16 protein-coding genes are annotated in these 18,086 nt (G+C 73.4%); 8 read left to right on the top strand and 8 right to left on the bottom strand.

Annotated features, from left to right (window positions below; genetic code table 11):
- Window positions 1–429 precede the first annotated feature (429 nt).
- Window positions 430–1,932: a glutamate--cysteine ligase gene (locus H7H31_RS01995; protein WP_187064344.1), complete on the top strand. Its 1,503-nt coding sequence runs from the start codon at window positions 430–432 to the stop codon at window positions 1,930–1,932.
- 209 nt (window positions 1,933–2,141) lie between these two features.
- Window positions 2,142–2,924, top strand: a complete 783-nt coding sequence (locus tag H7H31_RS01990) for a CPBP family intramembrane glutamic endopeptidase (RefSeq protein WP_232109642.1) — start codon at window positions 2,142–2,144, stop codon at window positions 2,922–2,924.
- On the opposite strand, the gene H7H31_RS01985 is transcribed toward H7H31_RS01990, so the two are convergent.
- The 3 genes from H7H31_RS01985 to H7H31_RS01975 all read right to left on the bottom strand — a co-directional run bounded on the left by H7H31_RS01985 (window position 2,902) and on the right by H7H31_RS01975 (window position 5,432).
- On the bottom strand, window positions 2,902–3,825 hold the full coding sequence (locus tag H7H31_RS01985) for a PhzF family phenazine biosynthesis protein (RefSeq protein WP_187064343.1): 924 nt from the start codon (window positions 3,823–3,825) through the stop codon (window positions 2,902–2,904). The genes H7H31_RS01990 and H7H31_RS01985 overlap by 23 nt on opposite strands.
- A 150-nt stretch (window positions 3,826–3,975) precedes the next feature.
- On the bottom strand, window positions 3,976–4,647 hold the full coding sequence (locus H7H31_RS01980; protein WP_187064342.1) for a class I SAM-dependent methyltransferase: 672 nt from the start codon (window positions 4,645–4,647) through the stop codon (window positions 3,976–3,978).
- A 137-nt stretch (window positions 4,648–4,784) separates the two neighbouring features.
- Complete coding sequence (locus tag H7H31_RS01975; protein WP_254391554.1) at window positions 4,785–5,432, bottom strand: hypothetical protein; 648 nt, start codon at window positions 5,430–5,432, stop codon at window positions 4,785–4,787.
- 778 nt (window positions 5,433–6,210) lie between these two features.
- Between H7H31_RS01975 and H7H31_RS01970 the strand changes: the two genes are divergently transcribed.
- The 4 genes from H7H31_RS01970 to H7H31_RS01955 all read left to right on the top strand — a co-directional run bounded on the left by H7H31_RS01970 (window position 6,211) and on the right by H7H31_RS01955 (window position 9,967).
- Complete coding sequence (locus H7H31_RS01970) at window positions 6,211–6,813, top strand: PadR family transcriptional regulator (protein WP_187064340.1); 603 nt, start codon at window positions 6,211–6,213, stop codon at window positions 6,811–6,813.
- A 381-nt stretch (window positions 6,814–7,194) separates the two neighbouring features.
- Window positions 7,195–7,734 carry a peptidase gene (locus tag H7H31_RS01965; protein WP_187064339.1) on the top strand — a complete coding sequence of 180 codons (540 nt, stop codon included), beginning with the start codon at window positions 7,195–7,197 and terminating at the stop codon, window positions 7,732–7,734.
- 12 nt (window positions 7,735–7,746) lie between these two features.
- Window positions 7,747–8,817, top strand: a complete 1,071-nt coding sequence (locus H7H31_RS01960) for an EamA family transporter (RefSeq protein WP_187064338.1) — start codon at window positions 7,747–7,749, stop codon at window positions 8,815–8,817.
- Window positions 8,818–8,986: 169 nt separating this feature from the next.
- Window positions 8,987–9,967: a DMT family transporter gene (locus H7H31_RS01955; RefSeq protein WP_232109641.1), complete on the top strand. Its 981-nt coding sequence runs from the start codon at window positions 8,987–8,989 to the stop codon at window positions 9,965–9,967.
- A 150-nt stretch (window positions 9,968–10,117) separates the two neighbouring features.
- Here H7H31_RS01955 and H7H31_RS01950 read toward each other — a convergent pair whose 3' ends face one another.
- Window positions 10,118–10,765 carry an FMN-binding negative transcriptional regulator gene (locus tag H7H31_RS01950; protein ID WP_187064337.1) on the bottom strand — a complete coding sequence of 216 codons (648 nt, stop codon included), beginning with the start codon at window positions 10,763–10,765 and terminating at the stop codon, window positions 10,118–10,120.
- A 64-nt stretch (window positions 10,766–10,829) separates the two neighbouring features.
- Window positions 10,830–11,669, bottom strand: a complete 840-nt coding sequence (locus tag H7H31_RS01945; RefSeq protein WP_187064336.1) for a pyridoxamine 5'-phosphate oxidase family protein — start codon at window positions 11,667–11,669, stop codon at window positions 10,830–10,832.
- A 35-nt stretch (window positions 11,670–11,704) separates the two neighbouring features.
- Between H7H31_RS01945 and H7H31_RS01940 the strand changes: the two genes are divergently transcribed.
- Window positions 11,705–13,036 (top strand): aminotransferase class I/II-fold pyridoxal phosphate-dependent enzyme, encoded by a 1,332-nt coding sequence (locus tag H7H31_RS01940; protein WP_187064335.1) that lies wholly within the window; start codon window positions 11,705–11,707, stop codon window positions 13,034–13,036.
- On the opposite strand, the gene H7H31_RS01935 is transcribed toward H7H31_RS01940, so the two are convergent.
- Entirely contained in the window at window positions 13,027–14,103 is a 1,077-nt protein-coding gene (locus H7H31_RS01935) for a DMT family transporter (protein ID WP_187117716.1), read from the bottom strand. The two genes, H7H31_RS01940 and H7H31_RS01935, sit on opposite strands and share 10 nt — an antisense overlap.
- Before the next feature lie 74 nt (window positions 14,104–14,177).
- Here H7H31_RS01935 and H7H31_RS01930 point away from each other — a divergent pair, with 74 nt between their 5' ends.
- Entirely contained in the window at window positions 14,178–15,110 is a 933-nt protein-coding gene (locus H7H31_RS01930) for a LysR family transcriptional regulator (protein ID WP_176165437.1), read from the top strand.
- 79 nt (window positions 15,111–15,189) lie between these two features.
- Here H7H31_RS01930 and H7H31_RS01925 read toward each other — a convergent pair whose 3' ends face one another.
- Complete coding sequence (locus H7H31_RS01925; RefSeq protein ID WP_187061391.1) at window positions 15,190–15,600, bottom strand: Rieske (2Fe-2S) protein; 411 nt, start codon at window positions 15,598–15,600, stop codon at window positions 15,190–15,192.
- The gene (locus H7H31_RS01920; protein ID WP_187061390.1) at window positions 15,597–17,981 is read right to left on the bottom strand and encodes a prolyl oligopeptidase family serine peptidase; all 2,385 of its coding nucleotides are present in this window, start codon (window positions 17,979–17,981) and stop codon (window positions 15,597–15,599) included. Before H7H31_RS01920 ends, H7H31_RS01925 begins: the two co-directional genes overlap by 4 nt.
- Window positions 17,982–18,086 lie beyond the last annotated feature (105 nt).

The following is an 18,086-nucleotide window of genomic DNA, read 5'->3' as shown; positions in this document are numbered from 1 at the left end:
CCGGAACCGATTGCCGGGTCGCCACTCTCCGCCTCATTGGCGAGTTTATACGACAGGTGTTCCCTTTACCTTTGCCGACGCTCTCGCGGTCAACTCGGCAAGGTCATATCCGGACCTTAGGTTGTGGTGATTGATCCGTTTCTGTGCCGTCTATTGAGAGGCTGACCGTGGCTTTTATCTCGGAGCCGGAAGGCTGAAAGTCACCTGTCTTTTCTGCTTCGAAAAGAGGCCCGAGCTGCTAGGCCGACGTACGCCGTCTAGAGGGGTCATCGGTATCGCTACTCGGAGCTTAGTCGTCCCAGAGCCTGGACGGGGCGTTATGGATCACACTGCCTGGGCATCATCGACCGTGACTCATCCCGGCTCCGCGCCCCCGAGCCGGGTTCGGGTGGCTGGCGTGGCCGTGATCCGTCGAGGAGGGACGCTTCTATGGGTGAGAAGATCGTGGCAGGCGGGTTTGACCTGTCCGATCGGCAACGGCATCGCGAAAAGCTGAGCCAATGCCTGGACGCTTTCGCCCGGCTGTTGAAAGAGAAGCGATTCGAGCGCCCAAAGAACCTCATGGGCCTGGAGATCGAGCTGAATCTCGCCGGCTCCGACGGCATGCCTCGGATGCTGAACGCCGAGGTGCTAGAGCGCATCGGGAGCGGGGATTTCCAGACGGAACTTGGCCAGTGCAACCTTGAGGTGAACATCGTCCCTCACCGCATGCACGGACGGGTCTTCGACCAGTTGTCGGAGGAGTTGCGCACCGGCCTTGCATATGCCGACAGAAAGGCCGGCGAAGTCTCCGCCGGCATCGTCATGATCGGTATTCTGCCGACCCTGGCCGCGCACGACTTGGTCTCCGCGAACCTCTCGCGGGGCGATCGGTACCGGCTGCTCAACGACGAGATGCTGGCCGCCAGGGGCGAGGACTTCACCATCGACATCGCCGGCGTCGAGCGGCTGACCTGTACGTCCGCGTCGATAGCGCCGGAGGCGGCCTGTACGTCGGTGCAACTGCACCTCCAGGTGACGCCCAACAGGTTCGCGGACGTGTGGAACGCGGCGCAGGCCGTCGCGGCGGCGCAGATTGCGGTGGGGGCGAATGCCCCGTTCCTCTTCGGGCGGGAGCTGTGGCGCGAGTCGCGACCACCGCTCTTCGTGCAGTCCACCGACACCAGGCCGCCCGAGTTCATCGAGCAGGGCGTACGCCCCCGCACGTGGTTCGGAGAGCGCTGGATCGATTCTGCACAGGATCTCTTCGAGGAGAACCTCCGCTACTTTCCTCCCCTGCTGCCCATCAGCGGGGACGAGGACCCGTTGAAGGTGCTCGACGGCGGCGGCGTTCCCGAACTCGCCGAGCTGGCGCTGCACAACGGCACCATCTACCGCTGGAACCGGCCGGTGTACCAGGTGACCGACGGCGTGCCGCACCTTCGGGTGGAGAACCGGGTGCTCCCCGCGGGCCCCACGGTCACCGACGTCATAGCCAACACGGCGTTCTACTACGGTCTGGTCAGGGCGTTGGCGGACCAGCCGCGCCCGGTCTGGCGGCGGATGCCGTTCGCGGTGGCCGCGGAGAACTTCGACACCGCCTGCCGCGACGGCATCGACGCGGTGTTGCGCTGGCCCCGCCCGGGCCGGTCCGGGGCGCTGACCCGGGTATCCGCCGTACGACTCGTCCAGGAGGAACTGCTGCCGTTGGCGGCGGCCGGCCTCGACGCGTGGGGCGTGGAGCCGACGGACCGTGACCGCTACCTCGGAGTGATCGCCGAACGCTGTCGCCGACGGGTCAACGGGGCGTCCTGGCAGACGGCCACCTACCACCGGGCCCTGGACGCCGGCCTGGCCAGACAGGACGCGCTGGCCGCCATGACCCGCCGCTACTGCACGCTGATGCGTACGGGGGAGCCGGTACACACCTGGCCCGTGGGGGTGGACGACTGACGGGGCCACGCCGACCGCATCGACCGCTTGGGCCGCGCCCGATGGCCTGAGTCCCGGCCTCCGGGCCCCTGTGTCGTTCTCCACGCGAACGTCAGGCAAGCTATGACCTTCCAGGTGAGGTGGCCCGCGAGGAGCGTGTGGCCTATCGCGCCCATCCGGTAGGTCGAGGTCTTGGAGGCAGGGCAGTGGTGCGGTCGCAGGCGCGTGAGGTGACCGGCCCCGCACCGGGCGGCGGCGGGCTGTCGCGACGGACGCTCGGCACCGAGACGCTGTTGGTGCTGGCGGTGTCGCTGGGGGCCAGCGGGGTGTCCGCGCTGATCGACTTCATCGGCTCGGCGACCGAACCCGGCGGGCTCAGCGACCAGACCGCCAACCTCAACACCTCGGCGGCCCCCGGGCGGCCCTGGCTCGACCTCGCCTGGCAACTCTTCGGGATCACGACCGCGTTGGTGCCCGTGGCGCTGGTGGCCCACCTGCTGCTGCGCGAGGGTTCGGGGCTCCGCGCGATCGGCTTCGACCTGCGGGCCCGCCGCTTCGACCTGGGCTGGGGAGCCCTGGTCGCTGCGTGCATCGGGGGCTCGGGGCTGCTGCTGTACATCGGGGCGCGCGCCGCGGGCGCCAACCTGACCGTGGTGCCAGAGTCGCTGCCGGACGTGTGGTGGAAGTACCCGGTGCTCGTCGCCTCCGCCGTGCAGAACGCGGTGCTTGAAGAGGTGATCGTGGTGGGGTACCTGCTGCGGCGGCTCGGCCAGTTGGAGTGGGGCCCGATGGCGGCGCTGGCCGCGAGCGCGGTGCTACGCGGCTCGTACCACCTCTACCAGGGCATCGGCGGCTTCTTCGGCAACATGGTGATGGGCGTGATCTTCGTGCTGCTGTACCGGCGGTGGGGGCGGGTGGGGCCGCTCGTCGCCGCCCACGCGCTCATCGACATCGTGGCGTTCGGCGGGTACGGACTCCTTGAGGGCAGAGTCAGTTGGCTTCCGGAGCAGTGAGCAGTTCCCCGTCGATGACGGTGACGGCCTGGCCCGTGAGGAGCGTACGGTCGCCGCGCAGGTGGACGTGGACGCGACCGCCGCGCGCCGAGACCTGGAGCCCGGTGAGTTCGGTGCGGCCGAGTCGGGGTGACCACAGCGGCGCCAGGGCGGTGTGGGCGCTGCCGGTCACCGGGTCCTCGTCGATGCCGGACGCGGGGCCGAAGAAGCGCGAGACGAAGTCGTGGTCGCCGGGCGTGTGGGCGGGGGCGGTCACGATGACTCCCCGGTGCGGGAGTCGGGCCACCGCTGCCAGGTCGGGGTTCAGCCCACGCACGGTGGCCTCGTCGGCGAGTTCCACCAGCAGGTCCCCCACCTGCGGACCGGTGTCGTAGCAGGCCAAGGGGGTAGCGCCGAGCGCCGCGCCGGTGCCGTGGGGGATCTCCAGCGGGGTGAGCGGCGCGGTGGGGAAGTCCAGCGTGATGGCGGTGGCACCGGAGGGTTGAGTGGTGCTGGTGCTGGTGCTGGTGCTGGTGCTGGTGCTGGTGCTGGTGGTGGGTGTGGGCGCGGGGGCGAGTGGGCTGGCGGGGGTGGTCGGGGTCGCGGTGAGAACCCCGCTGCGGGTGGCGAAGCGGATCGTGCCCGTGGCGGCTCCTGTCGCGTGCAGGACGTGGGCGGTGGCCAGCGTCGCGTGCCCGCACATCGCGACCTCGGTCGTCGGCGTGAACCAGCGCAGCGCCCAGTCCGCGTCGGGCGCGTCCGGGAGCGGGTGGGCGAACGCCGTCTCCGAGAGGTTGACCTCGGCGGCGACCTGCCCGAGCCACCGGTCGCCGGGGAACGGGCCCGAGGGGAGGAGGACGACCGCGGCCGGGTTGCCGGCGAAGGGGCGGTCGGTGAAGGCGTCGACGATCCGGAGGCGCATGGGCCCGAGCCTAGGCGGCCACCCCCGACGTCCGCCGAGGCCAATGCGGCGCGCGTGGCCTGTTCGAGGCCGGCCGACTCGCGCCCCCTCGGCCCGCGGCTGCGCCGCTCCCGAGGACACGCGCCCGGACGGGCGCGCGATCCGGGCGCCCTACAGCGGCGCTTGGTCCTGCTCGGGCTTCGCGGCCAGGAACGTGGCGACCGTTCGCTTCGCCCTCTGGCCGGGCTCCTGCACGAGTCGCGCGCTGACGACGAGGCCGGCCCGCGCCAGCAGATCGGCTATCCGGTCCGGCGGCACGAGGTGGGACTCGTAGGACACCGGATGTCCGCCGTACGCCTGCGTCGGACGTACGCGCTCGTCGTTTCCCACGTAGCCGGCCAGCATCAGTTGGCCGCCGGGGGCCAGCGTGCGACGGAACTCGGAGAACACGGTCGGCAGCACGTCCGGCGGTGTGTGGTGGGCGGAGTAGTACGCCAGGGCGCCGCCGAGTTCGGCGTCCGCGATCGGCAGCGCGGTCATCGAGCCCACCGCGAAACGCACCCGGGGGTACGCCCGCTGGGCCAGTGCGACCATCCTGGGCGACAGGTCGACGCCGAACGCGGGCACACCCAACTCGGCCAGGTACGCCGTGACCTTCCCCGGCCCGCATCCCAGATCCGCGACCGGCCCGCGGTCGGTCGCCCGTACGGTCTCGGCGAAGGCCACCAGCATGGCCCGGGACAGCGGGTCCAGCTCCGCCGGGGACTTGACGCGTTCCGCGTAGTCGGCGGCGACGGTGTCGTACGACTCCCGCACCGCGGCCAGGTAGGAGGGTTCGGCCATGCGAGCGACTCTAGGGGAGGGCACTGACAGTCAGGCGGGACGGGCTTCGGGGGGCGCTGTTTGGCTCGTGCGGGCCGGCGCGGGTTAATGCTTGCTGGTTCGTACGCGCTGGGGGCACGCCCTCGGAGTCGGTCCGGCTACTGGCTGTGCAGCCAGATCCGCAGCGGGCCGACCGGCTCGAAGCCATGGCGGACGGCGACCGTCAGGTCTTCGCCCTGTTCGTAGCCGACCACCGGCAGAGTGGGGAACAGCTCGTGCACGGTGTCCAGCACGCCGGGCCAGGCCGCGTCCGGGCCGCCGTCCAGCCCGAAGACGTTGGAGACCCCGACCACCTGGTCACTGCGGCTCGCCACCGCGCCGGCGAGCACCCGGCCATCGGCGGACCGTCCCGCGAGCACGAAGGTGGCCGGGTCGTCGAGTAGTGCGGGGCGGAAGAGGCCCGCGTTGCCGTCCCCACCGTCCCAGGCGAGCGCCCAGGCGCGCAGCGCTGCCGGATCGCGCACCACATCCCAGGAAAGACCCGGCGCGCGGGCGGCCCCGCTCGCCGGACGGTGCAACCACTGCGCGTCGAACAGCACGTGGAAGCCGGCCTCCGCCAGGTCGAGGTCGGCGAAGCTGTCCTTGACCGTGGCGCCGGGGACTGCGGTGTCGATCCGGGACACGAGCGCGGCCCGGTCGGCGCCCGGCGCCAGCGTCACCGCGTCGGGGTAGTACAGCGGTGTGCGGGCCGGAGCCGTCCAGGCATCCGCCCCGCACTCGCCCGGCAGCCCGTGCGATCGGCTCATCGCCGCACACCATTCGGCGTTGTTGCGGGCGGCGGCCTGGACCAGGTGGTGCTGGGAAGGCGTCACGAGTGCGGATCATGACGGGTCCGGCTCGGCCCGTCGAACGGTTTTCCGCTGGTCACTGTGAGGGTGCTGCGCTCGAAGGCCCGGCAGTCGGCCGTTGCGCGGTGCCGGGCTCGTCGGCGCGGGTAGCCCACCGGGAGCGGGTACGCGCCGCTGGGCCTACGACCCGCGCCGGTCGCGGATGCCTCGCAACCGCGCCGCTCCTCGACGCGATGAGGGCGGCGGCTGCCCTCGCGGCTCGCTCGGTCTACGCGTACCGCGCTCACCAGGTCCGTCGGGCGAAAGGTGGGGCCCGCGCCCGTGGGTTGCCGCCCTGGCAGGAGCGCGGCGCGACTGCCCGCCTCGACCACGGAGGGCACGACGGGGAACGCCGACGTGGCCGCCAAGAGCACCGCGCCCCGCTGGCCCACCTGTTGGGCCTCGACATCGGACCGGCCGCAGGCGCACGCACCGCGGCAGCGGACGCCAGCGCGTACCCGTCACCGGTACGCCGCACCAGTGACGGTGATCCGACGCGAGCCCTTCTTCCTCAGCACCAGTTGCCTCACCTCATCCCAGGTGGACTTAGACGGGATGCGGCCCGTTGAGAGAACGGGTCTTGTCGGCCGATCGGTTCCGATATATCGTCGAAGCATCGCGACCGATTGGCGATGTGGCTCTGGCTTCGGCCGCGACAGGGAAGTGAACGTCAGACGCGAACAGAAGGATCAAGATCATGGGACACGGATTCGGATTCGGACACGGCCATGGGCGCGGGCAGCGGGGGTCCGGGCACGGCTGGAGTGAGGGCGAGGGGCGGCGGGCCGCCTTCGGGGCGTTCGGGCCACCCTTCGGGGGGCCGCCGTTCGGTGGTCGGGGGCGCGGTGGGCCGCGGGGGAGGGCGCGGCGCGGCGACGTGCGGGCGTCGATCCTGGCGCTGCTGCGCGACCGGCCGATGCACGGCTACGAGATGATCCAGGAGATCGGCGAGCGCAGCGGCGGCGCTTGGCGCCCCAGCCCCGGTTCGGTCTACCCCACCCTCCAACTCCTGGAGGACGAGGGGCTGATCAGCAGCGTCAGCGAAGGCGGCAAGAAGCTGTTCACGCTGACCGAGGAGGGGCGCACCGAGGCCGAGGCCGGGCCGCAGGCTCCGTGGGAGGAAGCGGGCCGCGGCGTGGACTGGGAGGCGGCGCAGGAGATCCGGCAGGCCGGCGTCGGCGTGATGGAGGCGCTGGCCCAGGTCTGGAAGACCGGTACCAAGGAGCAGCGGGCCAAGGCGCTCGCCGTCGTCGGCGACGCGCGTAAGAAGCTGTACCTGATCCTCGCCGACGAGGACTGAGCCGCTGCCGAGCAGGGTGGTTGGACGGCCGGCGCCGTGGCGTCATCGGCCGGTGGTGTCGGGTGGGTGAGGTTCCACCGGGCGAGCCCGCGCCGGGGGAGTGCGTGGGGCGGGGCTGGCGTGCGCCGGCTCGCGGTGAGGCCGCCTGAGCGTACGGATCTCATCCGCAAGGAGGAGGCCGATGGGTCGGGTGCCCACCCAGCGTTGGATGGCTAAATGATCCCCTGCGTGGATGCTTCGGGCTACCAGGGCTGATGTGGTGAGAGGGTGCAAAATCGTACTCCCCTTCCTGGCCAGGCCCGATCGGTTGCCTCGGGCGGTCTCTGTGAGGCCATCGGCGCCGTCGGCCCGGCCGGCGCGGGCGGTGTCGATGCCGCTGCCGTGGACGTCGACGGCCTCGCCGTCGCCCTCAGCGACGAGCTCACGGCGGTGGTCGCCGCGGCCCGTCGACGCGCCTCGCGCGACGGCGACCGACACATCGACACCGCGCACCTGCTGCACACCGTGCTGGAAACCGTCCCGCGCGCCGCGGCGGCCTTCGAGGGCGGGCCGCCGCAGGTGGCACGGGTGCTGAGCTACCTGGCGCAGCGCACCATCGGCTACGGACTGAACTGGCACGGCACCGTGGAGGACTCCGGTGCCGTGCCAGTGGTCTTGGCGGGGCGCGCCGCGTGGTCGCCGGCCGTTGCGGCGGCCGTGGCCCGGGCGGACGAGCGGGCCGCGGCGCGTGGCGCCGCGCAGGCCCAGGGGTTCGACCTCTTCGTGGCGCTCACCGACGACCGCGCCTGCCGCGCGGTGGAGGTGCTGCTCGGGGCTGGCGTGGACCTGGACACGCTGGCGCTGCGGGTGGCCGAGGAATCGGCCCGGCTGGCCGGGGAAGGTGCCAGTAGCGAACCGCGTGACGCTCCTGACGTGGGCTGACATGATGTGCCGATGCACGTGTCTCAGAGGCGGAGCGCAGGGCTCGGACTCGCACTGGCGTCGGCGCTCACCTTCGGCAGTTCCGGCGTCGCCGCGAAGCCGCTCATCGAGGCGGGGCTCGACCCGCTCCAGGTGACCTGGCTGCGCGCGGCGGGCGCGGCCCTGTTGCTCCTGCCGGTGGCCTGGCACCACCGCTCCCTGCTGGTGCGGCGCCCGGCGCTGCTCGTCGGCTTCGGCCTGCTCGCGGTCGCGGGCGTGCAGGCGTGTTACTTCGCGGCGATCTCCCGCATCCCGGTGGGGGTCGCCCTGCTCATCGAGTACCTCGGGCCCGCCCTGCTGCTCGGCTGGGTGCGCTTCGTCCAGCGCCGCCCGGTCAGCCGCGCCGCCGCCGTCGGCGTCGCGCTCGCCGTCGGCGGGCTGGCCTGCGTGGTCGAACTCTGGGCCGGGCTCAGCTTCGACGCCCTCGGGCTGCTCCTGGGCCTGGGCGCCGCCTGTTGCCAGGTCGGCTACTTCCTGCTCTCCGACCACGGCGGCGACGACGCGGAGCCGGTCGACCCGCTGGGCGTGGTCGCGTACGGGCTGCTGATCGGGACGCTCGTGCTCACCGTGATCGCCCGGCCCTGGGGGACGGACTGGTCGGTGCTCGGCGGGCGGGCGGACCTGAACGGTACGGGTGTTCCGGCCGCGCTTCTCCTGCTCTGGGTCGTGCTGGTGAGCACCGTCGTCGCCTACCTGACCGGCGTCCTGGCCGTACGACACCTCTCGCCCCCGGTGGCGGGCGTCGTCGCCTGCCTCGAAGCCGTGGTCGCGACCGTACTGGCCTGGGTGCTGCTGGGCGAACGGCTTTCGGCGCCGCAGGTGCTCGGCGGTCTGGTGGTGCTCAGTGGCGCCTTCATCGCGCAGACCTCGGCGCCCCGGCGCGCTCCCGCGGCGCCGGTCGCGGGATCGCCACCCGCCGCCGACGGTGCGCAGGGACCGGCATCGCCCGCGGGCCGGCTCGCGAGTGGCGACGGTGGGCGGGCGGACGCGGGGGCGGTCCCGGAGGGCGATACGGAGTTGTCCGAGGGCTCGCAGACCACTTAGGGTCCCGACCGTGCCCATGACTGTTCTGCCGCCTCCTGCCCACTAGGGCGGGCGGCTCTCACCGAAGACCGAGTCCGAGGCGTGGCCCCGGACGAGTTGACGCTGCCCGCAGACGGGACGACGCGACCAACACCAGCCCGATCGGGCTGTCTTCCGTGGGAGAAACCTCGTGCTCACTCCTGTGCGCTCCGCCCTGCCCGTGGGGCGCGGGCTCGCCTACATCACCTTCGCCGCCACCACCTGGGGTACCGCAGGCGCGGCGGCCTCGCTGCTGTACGACACCAGTGGCCTCGGCCCCCTCGCTCTCACCTTCTGGCGCACGCTGGGCGGCCTCGCCCTCATGCTCCCCGTGGTGCTGCTCCGCGCCCGCCGTACGCGGACGCTCGCGCCGCGCGCCTACGTCCGTCCCTCGCGCCGCGACCGTACGACCCGGATCGTGGTCACGGGGCTGGGGCTGACCGTCTTCCAAGCCGCCTACTTCGAGGCGGTCGACTCCACCGGCCTGGCCGTCGCCACCGTCGTCACGCTGGGCGCCGCGCCGGTCATGGTGGCGCTGGTCGGCCGGGTCGCCGTCAGCGAGCGCCTCGGGGTCGGCGGCGCGTGCGCCGTCGCCGGAGCGGTGGTCGGCCTGTCGGTCCTGGTGCTCGGCAGCGAGGGCACCGGCGCGGTCCGCCCGGCGGGCGTCGGGCTCGCGCTCCTGTCGGGGGCCGGGTACGCCACGATCACCGTCTACGCCCGCTACCTGAGCCGCGACGGCGGCGGCACGGACCCGTACGTCACCACGGTGACGTCGTTCGCCGTGTGCACCGGCTGCCTGTTGCCCTTCGCGTTGGCGGAGGGGCCGCTGCCGCAGGCGCAGCACCTGGGGCAGACGGTGGGCCTGCTGGTCTACGTCGCCGCCGTGCCGACGGCACTGGCCTACGGCCTGTACTTCACCGGCCTGGCCGTGGTGCGGGCCACCACGGTCTCCGTGATCACGTTGATCGAGCCGGTCACGGCCGCGGTCATCGCCGTCGCGCTGCTCGACGAGCGGCTGACGGCCGCGACGGTGCTGGGCACCGCCGTGTTGCTGTGCGCCGTGGTCGCCCTGGCGCTCGCCGAGGCGCGCAGCGCCCCGGCGGCGAGCGTCGACGTGGCGCCGACGGGCTGATCGCCGCGCCGGAGGGACAGCGGCGGGCCGGCCGCGCGGGGTGAGCCCCCCGCGGCCGGGCCCACCCGGGTCGGCCGGCCCCACCCGAGCGGGTGGGCCCCGGCCGAAGGCCGCCGGTGGCCGGCGTGGTGGCTGGCGCGGTGTGGGTGCTCAGCCCGCCGCCGCGGTCCAGGCGCCGCGCCGCACCTGGTGGGCCCGCGCCGCCGCGTCCCGGGGCGCGCCACGGGAGGCCAACGCGTCCGCCGTCCGCCGCCGGACCCGCTCCGACCGCTGGTTGGCGTACTTGAACTTGGCCCGTACGCCCACCACCTCAAGCCGCAGGCCGCGGATGCCGGCCAGCGAGCGGCCGTACGGCTCCTGGTCGGCGGCCACGGGCGCGGAGCCGCCCTCCGGCTGGAAGTGCGCGAGCTGCCTGGTGAGCAGGGCCGCCTTGGCCGCCGGATCATCGACTATGTGTGCCGTGCAACTGAGCTGCACGGCCGCGTAGAAGGTGGTGGGAACGCCGTGCTGGGGCGGTACGTCCGCGTCGGTCAGCCAGGGGCCCGGCACGAAGACGTAGTCGTCCGCGACGCTCAGCAACACCTGCGGACACGCCTCGATCGCCGACCAGATCGGATGGGGTCGGGCCAGGTGCAGCAGGGCCTCCCGGCGCTCCTCGTCGTAGGCGAAGTGCGTGGGCTGCACGAGCGGCGGCGCGCCGGGCGGGCCGTTCGCCGCGAGGTGGCCGAAGTCGTGACGGGCCAGCCAGGACTGCCATTCGGCGTCGTCCTGGGCGGCGTCCCAGGGGTGGATCAACATCCGTGCGCTGCCTTTCGTGCGGTGCCTTGCCGCGGTGTTGTCGTGCCGTACTACCCCGCTCCGGTCAGCGCTCGGCGAGGTAGTCGGGGAGCGGGATGGCCGGGTCGAGGTCGTCGGAGGGGATGGGCGTGCCGTAGCGCGGCGCGACGGGGAGCACCCCGGCCCAGTGCGGCAGCCCGAGGTCCTCCGGCTCGTCGTTGGGGCCGCCGTCGCGCCACTTCGCCGACACCTCCTCGAGGTCGAGGCGGAGCACGGCGGTGGCGGCCAACTCCTTGGCGTTCCCCGGCCGGCAGTCGGCGGCGCGACCCGGCACGACGTGGTTGACCAGGGCGTCGAGGGCCACGGTGCGCTCGTGCGGGTCGGTGACCTGGTGTGCCACGCCGTGCACCACGACCGAGCGGTAGTTGATGGAGTGGTGGAAGGCGGAGCGCGCGAGGACCACGCCGTCCAGGTGGGTCACGGTCAGGCACACCGCGAGGCCGGGCCGTGACTGCCCGGCGTCCGCGGCATCCTCCGAGGACGCCGCGCCCGGATCGGCCGCGTCGGGGGTGGCGCCGGCTCCGTCGCTGGCCGTCGCGCCGTCGCTGCCGGCCGCCGAGGGGCTGGCCGCCGCCATGCGCAGTGGGCGCGAGCCGGTGGAGCCGTGCACGTACAGCCGCTCGCCCACGCGCGCGTAGAGCGTCGGCAGGACGACCGGGGCGCCGTCCCTGACGAACCCGAGGTGGCAGACGTAGGACTGGTCGAGCAGTGAATGGACCAGTTCGCGGTCGTAGGAGGCGCGGTCGCGGTCGCGTGAGGTCACGGTGCGACTGGTCGGGCCGTACGCGGCGGGGGGTGTGCCATCGGCGGTCTTGTCAGCCTCCGGCGCAGGGGTGAAGGTGGAGGCGGATTCGACGGCGGCCATTGCCTTCTCCTTTGTATTAGTGCATACTCGTCATTGTGCTAGGAGAGTATCGGATCGAAGGGCGGCGCGCTGCTGATATTGCCGCCAGCGTGGAGCGGGCCGTCGGAGCGGGCGGTCTCGCGCCCGGCGAACTGCTGCCACCCATGCGGGAGTTGGCGGTCTCGCTGGGTGTCAATCCCAACACGGTGGCCGCTGCCTATCGTTCGCTGCGCGATCGCGGAGTGATCGAGACGGCCGGGCGTCGGGGCAGCCGGGTGCGCTCGCGCCCCTCGACCACGGCCCGGGAGCTGCTGGGCGTCGACGTCCCCGAAGGCGTTCGGGACCTGGCGATGGGAAACCCGGACCCGGCCCTGCTGCCCTCGCTCGGTGACGCCCTGGCGTCGGCCGCCGCGCGGTACGCGGAGCGGCCGGTGCTCTACGGGGCGCCGCTGGTCTCGGCCGAGCTCGCGCGGCTGGCGCGGGCGGCCCTGCGCGCCGACGGGGTGCCGGACGGGCCGATCACCGTCGTCTCGGGCGCCCTCGACGGCATAGAGCGGGTGCTCGCGGCCCATCTGCGGCCGGGCGACGTGGTGGCCGTCGAGGACCCGGGGTGGGGTAGCCTGCTCGACCTCATTCCGGCGCTGGGCCTGCGACCCGAGCCGGTGGCGCTCGACGACGACGGCCCGCTCCCCGAGCACGTCGAGCGGGCGGTGCAGCGGGGAGCCAGGGCGCTGGTGGTCACCAGCCGCGCGCAGAACCCGACGGGCGCGGCCGTCAGCGCCGGGCGCTCGCGCGAGCTGCGCGGGATACTGGCCGACCATCCGGGCCTGCTGCTGATCGAGGACGACCACGGGCACGGCATCGTCGACCTGCCCCTGCACTCACTGGCCGGGATCACCGACCACTGGGTGCTGGTCCGCTCGACGGCCAAGGCACTCGGTCCCGACCTGCGGCTGGCCACGCTCGCCGGCGACCCGGTCACCGTGGACCGGGTCGGAGGCCGCGCGCGGCTCGGCCCCGGCTGGGTCAGCCACCTGCTCCAGGACGTGGTCACACGGCTGTGGGAGACGGAGGCCGTCCAGCCGGACCGGGTCGCGCACTCCTACGGCGAGCGCCGCGACGCCCTCATCGCGGCGCTGGCTGAGCGGGGGATCGAGGCGTACGGGCGCAGCGGGATGAACGTGTGGGTGCCGGTGCCCGACGAGACCGGCGCGGTCTCCCGCATGCTGCACGCCGGTTGGGCCGTCGCCCCCGGAGCCCGCTTCCGGATGGCCTCCCCGCAGGGAATCCGGCTGACCATATCCGCGATCGGCGTCGATGACGTCGAGGAGCTCGCGGACACCGTCGCGGCGGCGGTCCGCCCGACGCTCGTGGGGCGCTACGGCTGACGTGGCGACTCGCTGGGCCGGCGCGCGGCGGCGACGCGTCGGGGCCCGCGCTGGGTCAGGGCCGCGCCGGCGAGGACGATGACCGCTCCGACCGGGGTGTTCCACGTCAGCGCCTCGCCGAGGAGCAGCACGCCCGCCGCCGTGGCGATCACCGGGATGAAGTAGGTCACCAGCGTGGCCGTCGTTGGCCCGACCTCGGCGACCAGCCCGTACTGGAGCAGGAACGCCAGGCCCGTACCCAGCGCGCCCAGGGCCAGCACGGAGAGCAGGGGGAGCGCCGGCAGGGAGTCGGGGGCGGCGGCGAAGAAGGGGGTGACAAGGCCGAGTTGCACCGTGCCCAGCAGGAGCTGACCGCCTGCCATGGAGAGGTTGGAGTGCGATGTGTGGGCCAGCGTGCGGCGCACGTAGATCCAGCCGACCGCGTAGCTGAGCGAGGCCGTCAGGGCCATCGCGGTGCCCGCCGGGTCCTGGCCGGAGAAACCCTGCCAGGCGCCGAGCACGGTCAGTACGCCGACGAACCCGAGGCCCAGGCCGGCGATGCGGCGACGGGTGGGGCGGTCCTCGGACAGGGCGACGAGCGAGAGCAGCATGCCCCACAGCGGAGTGGTGGCGTTGCAGATCCCGGCCAGCGTGGAGGAGATGTGCAACTCCGCGTAGGCGAACAACGAGAACGGGAAGGCGTTGAGCAGGAAGGCCGCCACGGCGAGGTGGCCCCAGGTGCGGACGCCGCGCGGTAGCCGCTCCCGCTTGACGATCAGCACCGCGAGCAGGACGAGCGTGCCGAACAGCAGCCGCCCGAGCGTGACGTACAGCGGGGCGAAGCCGTCGGTGCCGACCTTGATGAGGAGGAAGCTGAAGCCCCAGATGAGGCACAGCACGGCGAACCGCAGCTGCCACCCCGGCCGGCCACGAGTGCGCTCGCGCTCGGCGGGGTGCCCAGCCGTCACGGGCGCCTCGGCCCGCGTGGTGGGGGCCGGGGCCGGTGCGGGAGCGGGGGCTGGCGGGGGAGGGGCGGTGGTCGCGTGCGGGGTGTTCGCGGTGGTGCGAGGAGCGGGGGGCGTGCGCATGGGTATCACGATGGCGGTCGACTCGGATTAGAACAATCGAAATTTTGTGGCACCCTTCGCGTAGCATCGCTTACATGTTGAACCTGGACCGTCTGCGTACGCTCTACGCCGTCGCTCGCCACGGCTCCGTCAGCGCCGCGGCCGACGGGCTGCACGTCACCACCTCCGCCGTCTCCCAGCAACTGGCCAAGCTGGAGCGCGAGACGGGGCAGCAACTGCTGGCCAAGAACGGCAGGGGAGTGCGGCTGACCGATGCCGGGCGGCTGCTGGCCGATCACGCGTCGCGCATCCTGTCCCAGGTCGAGCTGGCCCAGGCGGATCTGGAGGCGCAGCGCGGGCAGGCCGTCGGCGAGCTGGTGCTGGGCGCCTTCCCGACCGCGGCGCGCGGACTGTTCCCCACGGCGCTGGCCCGGCTCCGCGAGGAACACCCCCAACTCCGCGCCCACCTACGGGAGATGGAACCCGACGAGTCGATCCCGGCGGTGGTGCGCGGGGACGTGGACCTCGCCGTGGTGCTCGACTGGTACAACAAGCCCCTCCCGGTGCCCGACGGGCTGGTCAAGGCGCCCCTGTTGGACGACGTCGCCGACGTGGCGATGCCCGCCTCGCATCCGCTCGCCGACCGGAGCGTGGTGGACCTGGAGGAGTTCGCGGGCGACGAGTGGGTCTCCTGGCCCAAGGGCGAGTTCTGCCACGACTGGCTGATGCTCACGCTGCGCGGCGCGGGCATCGAGCCCCGCATCTGCCACATGGCGGAGGAACACCACACCCAGCTCGCCCTGATCGCCGCCGGGCTCGGCGTCGCCGTCGCCCCGCGCCTCGGCCGGGGTCCGATTCCGAGCGGGGTACGCGTGGTGCCGGTCCGGCACACCATGCGGCGGCACATCTACGCCGCCTGGCGCGCGGACGCCGACCGCCGCCCGTCGATACGGGCGGCGGTGGAGGTGCTGCGGGCGACCGCGGTGGAACTCGGCGCGGCGGAGGAAGGCGAGCCGGGCCCGTCCTGAGCGGCGCCCGCCCGCCGCGCTGACCAGCGGTGACGACCGGCCGCGCTGGCCGGCCGTGACGACCGGCCGCGCGAGCGGGTCAGCGCAGGGTGAGGGTGTCGCCCGAGACGGTGACCTTCGCCGCCTTGAGGGGGCGCCGTGCCGGGCCGGCCTTGACGCTGCCGTCGGCGATGGCGTGGCAGTCGCAGTTGATGGTGCCGCCGGACACGCTGGCGACCGGACAGCCCTGGTGCGTGCAGATGGCCGAGAACGCCTTGTAGTCGCCGGCCGTGGGCTGGACCACGACCACCTTGTGCTTCTTGTACACGACGCCGCCGCCCTCGGGGATGTCGGACGTACTGCCCAGCTCGCGGGCGCCCGACGACTCCCCGCCGCCACCCCCCTCATCGCCGCACGCGGCGAGCACGGCGGACAGGCCAGCCACTCCGACGGCCGTGACCACGGTGCGGCGCCTCACGCTCGGGCTGGTCCTCGTCGGCTTCTGGGTCATGGTGCTGCCTCCCGGCTGGAGATCGCTGCGGAGGTTCCACGCGGACGTGCTGGGCCCGGCGCCGAGGAGTTGAGGGACCGGTGGAGGAAGTCGACCTGGAACCGCAGAAGGTTTTCGGTGACCGCATTGTCCACGGGGAGGTGGGTGGCGCCCGGGAGCGGCAGCACCGTATGTGGCCGTCCGAAGGACAGCAGTTCCGCCGAGAAGCGCAGCGTGTGCGCCGCCAGCACGTTGTCGTCCGCGAGCCCGTGGACCAGCAGCAGCGGCCGACGCAACAGGTGGCCGTGGCCGACCAGCGACGTGTCGTCGTACGCGGCCGGATGCTCGTCGGGGTGCCCCAGGAACCGTTCCTTCCAGTGCGTGTCGTACAGCCGCTGGTCGGCGGGGGCCGCACCGGCGATGGCGGCGTGGAAGACCTGCGGCCGGTGCAGCACGGCAGCGGCGGCCAGGTAGCCGCCGAACGACCAGCCACGGATCGCCACCCGCCCCAGGTCCAGGCTGGGATGCTCGGCCGCCGCCGCGTGCAGCGCCTCGACCTGGTCGTCCAGGACCGGCGTCAGCACGTCGCCGTGCACGGCCTTCTCCCAGGCCGGACCGCGCCCCGGGGTGCCCCGGCCGTCGGTGACCAGCACGGCGAACCCCTGCTCGGCCAGCCACTGCGAGACGCACGTCCACCACCCGTGGCAGCGCCGTACGACCCGGAGCGCGGGCCCGGCGTACGGGTCGAGCAGCACGGGCAGCTTGCCGTCTCCGGGGGTGTGCCACGACGGCAGGTAGAGCGCGCTGCGCAGCGCGCGCTCACCCAGCCGCAGCAGGGTGGGGCGTGGCGTGAGGACCGGCCGCTCGGCGCGCGAGCCGATCCGCCCCACCGGTAGCCCGTCCCGTACGACCGTGACCGTGTCCCCTTCGGGCGTGCGGCTGTCGATGACGACGGTGCCCCCGCCGCAGACCGCGTCGTGCACCCCCGGGCCCCGGCTCAGTTGGCGCAGGCCCTCCCCTGGCGCGTACGACCACACGTGGCGCTCGGTGGGCTCCGTGCTGGCGGCGAAGAGCACCCGCTCACCGTCGACGCCGAGCACCGCGTCCAGTTGGAGGCCCGCCGGGGTCTCGAACACCGCGCCGCCCGCGCCCGCCTCGGCCGGCTCGTCGCCCCCGTGGCCCGCCGCGCCGCCAGTCGCCCCGGAGCCGGCCGGGACCACACGTAGCCCCCGCGTGGCGGCGCTCTCCCACGGCCAGACCCGGGCGCCGGAGGCGGTACGGGCCGGGACGCCGGGCACGATCTGCACCCAGGCCGGGTCCCGTCGCTCGTGCAGGACGTGGGTCTCGCCGGTGTCCGGATCGGCGGTGAGGACCCGCAGGATGCGCTGGTCGCGGCTCTGTACGGACAGGACGGGCCGCGGCCGTGCGCCGGCGCCCGACGCCGCGACGGACGCCGGGGCGCCCGCGCCCGTATCCGCGCCCGCGCCCGTGTTCGCGCCCGCCAGGGTGTTTCCGTCCTCCCAGCCCGCGGTGACCAGGTACTCGAACGCGGTCCGGTCCCAACACACGTCGGTGCGCTGGCCGTCGAGGCCGACGACGTGCAGGGACACGTCCGCGTTGGGGGTGCCGGCCGACGGGTAGCGCACCGCGCGTGGCCGCCGCTCCGGATGTGCCGCGTCGCCGATGAACACGTGCCGTACGGGGCTGACGTCCACCCGTGCCACGAGCAGTGACCTCCCGTCGGGAGCCCACCAGAAGCCGCGGTCGCGGCCCATCGACTCGGCGGCGACGTACTCGGGCAGCCCGTAGCTGACCTCGGGACCCTCCGGCGCGAGCAGCAGCCGGTCCGTGCCCGCGCCGTGCCCACGCCGGGCAGCGGCGGCCGGGCCCGCCGCGTCGGTAGCGGCTGTCCCGCCAACCGCCGTGCCGTCCGGCGCCGTCAGTTCCACGACGTGCAACGCGCCCCCGGTGACGTAGCCGATCCGCCGCCCGTCCGGGGACAGGCGCGGGTCCACCACCGGGCCGGCGGCCGACACCGGGAACGGCGCGCCGTCGACGCGTACCGCCCACAGCGCGCCCCCGAGCGGGAAGGTGGCTATCCGTCCGCCGCGGTCGATGCTGAAGGAGACCACGCCCTCCGAGGGCTCCCGGGCGCGTTCGCGGCGCAGCCTCTCGGCGGTGGGCAGCGCCCGGGGCGCGCCGGTGAGGTGCCGTGGGTCGGCGAGCACGCGTTCCTCGCCGTCCTCCCACACCCACAGCGAACTCGTCGGGTCGCTGCCGCTGGCGGACCGGACGAAGAAGACGCGGCTGCCGTCGTCGGCGACGGCGAAGTGTCGGGGGACGCCGAGCGCGAAGCGGCGGGTCCTGGCGTACGGGGCGGGAAAGTTCGTCACGTCGTTCATCCCGACACCCTGACAGGGCGTGAACCCGTGGCGCGTTCCCCTTCAGCACGCCGGACCCGCCCGCGCCACCGAACCCGCTTGCACCACCGGGCCCGCCTGTGCCAC

This window comes from Streptomyces buecherae (assembly GCF_014295035.1).
GTDB classification, from domain to species: domain Bacteria; phylum Actinomycetota; class Actinomycetes; order Streptomycetales; family Streptomycetaceae; genus Streptomyces; species Streptomyces youssoufiensis.
This window is presented reverse-complemented; position numbering and strand designations above follow the sequence as displayed.